The 4,007-nt window shown below is 40.9% G+C and carries 2 protein-coding genes; both read right to left on the reverse strand.

All coding sequences use genetic code 11. The features are described 5' to 3' along the window. Positions 1-51: 51 nt before the first annotated feature. Entirely contained in the window at positions 52-2,448 is a 2,397-nt protein-coding gene (locus tag OTG27_RS26315; RefSeq protein ID WP_268938583.1) for a YhgE/Pip family protein, read from the reverse strand. Positions 2,449-2,859: 411 nt separating this feature from the next. Next, positions 2,860-3,858 carry an NAD(P)H-dependent flavin oxidoreductase gene (locus OTG27_RS26320; RefSeq protein WP_268938584.1) on the reverse strand — a complete coding sequence of 333 codons (999 nt, stop codon included), beginning with the start codon at positions 3,856-3,858 and terminating at the stop codon, positions 2,860-2,862. Positions 3,859-4,007: the final 149 nt, after the last annotated feature.

Genomic DNA, 4,007 nt, shown 5'->3' on the forward strand with positions numbered 1-4,007 from the left:
ATTTGTCTACAGTCTGAAACAGCGACCTAGACGGGTCGCTGTTTTTTTTGATCATTGTACTGTTGCTTCTTCCTGTTTTTCATTCAATGTGCCGTTCATTTTCTTATACCTATAAATAAAGTAAAGAAGAGATAATATTAATGCCGTAACGAGGAATATCGCCAATATGGCAAGATTGTGCCACATGAAGCTATAATCTCCTGTTGAGATGACAGCACGAAAAGCATTAATGGAATAAGTCATCGGCAGGAACGGTGTGAATCCTTGCAAGAAGCCAGGTACTAATTCATTGGGGAATGTTCCACCACTGCTGGTCAGTTGGAGAATCAAAATCAATAATGCTATGAACCGGCCTGGATTGTCAAAGGCTGAACCCAGGAACTGGATGATTGCCATGAATGTGCAGCTAGCAAGAATGCTTACTGCAAAAAACAACGGCAGGCTCGTAACATTGATTCCAAGACCTAAAATTAAAATCGAGTCCACCAATATGGCTTGACAGATTCCGATGAGTGCCATGACACTGTATTTACTAATAAACCAGCTAAATCCACTCGCAGGTATAACAGCAGGATCTCTTAGCGGGAAAATGATCGTCAGAACGATAGCCCCGATAAATAAACTTAATGAAATTAAATACGGTGCAAAACTAGTGCCATAGTTCGGTACATTATTAATTGGTAACTTATCTACTTTAACTGGGCTTGCAAACATGTCATAAACTTCTTCATTGGATTTGATCTTGCCTGCTTCATTTGCCCCGTCATTCAATTCGTCATGTAATTCTGCAGATCCATCTGAAAGTTTGGCGATTCCATCTTGTAACTTAATGGCTCCATTCGCCAGTTCTCCCATTCCGCTAGTTAGGCTGTTTGAACCCTCCTTCAATCTATCCGTTCCTGTAACCAGACCTTCCGAACCTTCGGAAAGCTGTGAGGTTCCACTTGATAATTGCTTGGAGCCATCTTCAAGCTGATCAAGCCCGCTTACCAAGTTATTGCTGCCTTCAGTTAATTGTCCAAGTCCACTCTGCGCTGAATCTATACTTTCACCAAATGTTGTCAAACCAGACACCAATTGGCCTTGGCCATTTTTCAGTTCATTCGCCCCATTGGCGAGTTTATCCTGAGCTTGCTTCAATTGCGTGAAACCGCCGCTTAACGCACTAGTGCCTTCACTTAACTGATTGGCTCCATCACTAAGGCTATTTGAGTCTTTAGCAATTTCGGTTGCACTGGCCGATAGTTTTCCCACTCCTTCAGATACTCCTTTACTACCTTCACTGATGCGTGTTAGAGAAGAAATCACTCCCTCCAAACGCGCTTTCTCTGCAGGATCATCCGTAGCTTGAGATTGTTGTTCCAATCCGGAAATAACCTCATCCAAACCTGCCGAAACTTCAGATGCCCCCGCTTTTGCTTCGTTCGATGCTGCGCTCCATTCAGACAATGAACCTGAAAGCTGGGCGGAACCAGCCGCTACACCATTTGCTCCCTCAGTTAAAGCGGGCAGCTTTTCATCTATTTTATTGAAGCCCTCTAATGACTGCTGCAATCCAGAGGCCAATTCACCAGTTCCCGCTTCAGATTTCTTGGCCCCTTGCAAAAGCTCGGATTGACCATCTTTCATTTGCCATACACCAGAGCTGAATTGTTGTAACCCTTGATTAAGTTCCTTTGATCCTGCAGCTGCCGAACCGACCCCATTCGAAAAGGTCAATGATTTTTCAGCTAATTTTTCCAGGTTTTCATGGATTTCGACAGAACCTGAATGAAGGGAGTCAATTCCTTCATCCACTTTTTTGGAACCTTCTTTTGCTGAGATAATCCCTTCACCAAGTTCACTGGAACCGTTTTTCACTGTATCTGTTCCGTCTTTCAATTCTCCAGCTCCATCACTGGCACTTTTGAGTCCGTCAGCCACTTCGTTCAAATTATCGAACATTGACTCCGCATAGGTTTTCGTAACCGCTGACGAAACCTCCCCTTTGATTCTCTCCGAAGCTGCATCCCCTATTTTAGTGGATATATAATTAAACCCTTCATTGGACGTATAAATTAAATCAAGTTTTTTCGGATTGTCCTCCTGCAAGGTCGTTGCATTCTTCGAAAAGTTTTTCGGAATTTCTATTTTCATGTAATAATCTTGATTTTCCAGGCCTTCATTGGCTTCTTTTTGACTGACGAAATGCCAATCGAAATCCTTCTTTTCCTTTAACTCCTTGACTAAATCTTTTCCTATTGTAAGTTCCGTTTCATTGAACTCCGCACCCTCATCCAAATTGACAATGGCTACAGGCAATTGGTCCACCTTACCATATGGATCCCAAAATGCCCAAAGGAATGTGCCGCTATATAATAAAGGAATCAGTATGATCCCTATTATGGAAATGAGTATCATAGGATGTTTTATTATGGCTAAAAATTCACCCTTTAAAGATTTTAACACGCCTACCAAGCCCTCCCATACGACGAATATGCCGTTTATTTAATCTATCTCTGTGAAAACGCATGAAAGAATACAAAATTAAGTCATATGCTTCTGCAATGTTAATTTAACATTCTTCATTTTCACCTAAATATATATTACTTTTTAAACAATCAGTAATATATGACTAAATTGTTCATTTGGTCATTATCACGAAAATAATATAACATTTATCCATCTTTTTATCAATATTTTTTCACAGCGATGCATCCTATATTTACTGCTTTTATCCTTAAATCCATTTAGATTGCCTTTTAAGCTGAAAATACTTTATTATGAATTAGCTCTGATATTACATGGAAAAAAAGGGTACCCATAATGGGTACCCTTTTTATTAGCTATATTTGCATAATTAAATAAAGCGCTTTCATATCATTTCGATATAAATCCTTTTAATTTTTCCGCCTGCCCGGTCAATTTCTTCAAGGACTCCTGATATTCCTTTTCTAATTGTTTTATGATGCCTGCAGCGGTATCTACTTTTTTAATCGCCCCCACACCATGACCCGCTGACCAAATATCACGCCACGCTTTAGATTCAGACGATTTGGACATGCTGTCAAAATCGACTTTTTCTTTTTTGGCTAATTGTTCTGGGTCCAATCCTTCCTTCCTGATGCTCGGTTTAAGCATATTACAATTAACGCCTGAAAATGCATCAGTCAAGATGATGTCATCATGGTCAGAATCGACAAGCATTTCACGATATTCATCATTTGCCCTGCTCTCTTTCGCCACGATAAAACGTGTACCCATATATGCAAGATCCGCTCCTGCCGCCTGAGCTGCCAAGATACTGTGACCAGTACTGATCGAACCGGCGAGCAAAATGATTCCGTCCCAGAATGTCCTTACGCTGTCCACGAAAGCAAAGCTATTTATCTCACCAGCATGACCGCCTGCTCCCGCAGCAACCAAGATCAATCCGTCCACAGCAGACTCCGCAGCTTTCTTTGCAAAATCCACAGAGCTGACATCCGAAAAGACCAACCCGCCATAGCTATGTACGACATCCACCACATGTTTTGGTGAACCTAATGATGTAATGACGATGGGAGGCTGATGCTTTTTGACCAATTCCAACTCTTCTTCAAGCCGGCTATATGTACGGTGAACAACCATATTCATTGCCCATGGAGCGATCTTTGAGCCTGGTTCTTTATCCTTTGCTGCAATCAATGTATCGTTTATGTCACCCATCCATTGATCCAGTACCTCTATCGGCCGCGCATTCGGTGCTGGAAAAGAGCCGATCACTCCATTCAAACAGCATTCTTTCACTAACTCAGGACCGGATATTAAAAACATAGGTGCTGAGATAACTGGTAAAGTTAATTGATTCCACCACTGTTCAGGCAAACTACTTGTCATCCTTAAACCTCCCATTATTAATATATTACCAAAATATAACACTACAAGATTATCATACTTCTAAAAGACACAATTTTCAAGAAATTAATTCAGCAGCTAAAATTTAATTGTCATGCAGCACCATTTTAATAAAAAAACTGTATATGGAA

Origin of the sequence: Peribacillus sp. AS_2 (genome assembly GCF_026891895.1) — a bacterium.
GTDB lineage: Bacteria > Bacillota > Bacilli > Bacillales > DSM-1321 > Peribacillus > Peribacillus frigoritolerans.

What these genes read in the sequence shown, in the direction of transcription:
- OTG27_RS26320 (WP_268938584.1), bottom strand. Translation starts at nt 3,858, where the DNA reads ATGACAAGTAGTTTGCCTGAACAGTGGTGGAATCAATTAACTTTACCA.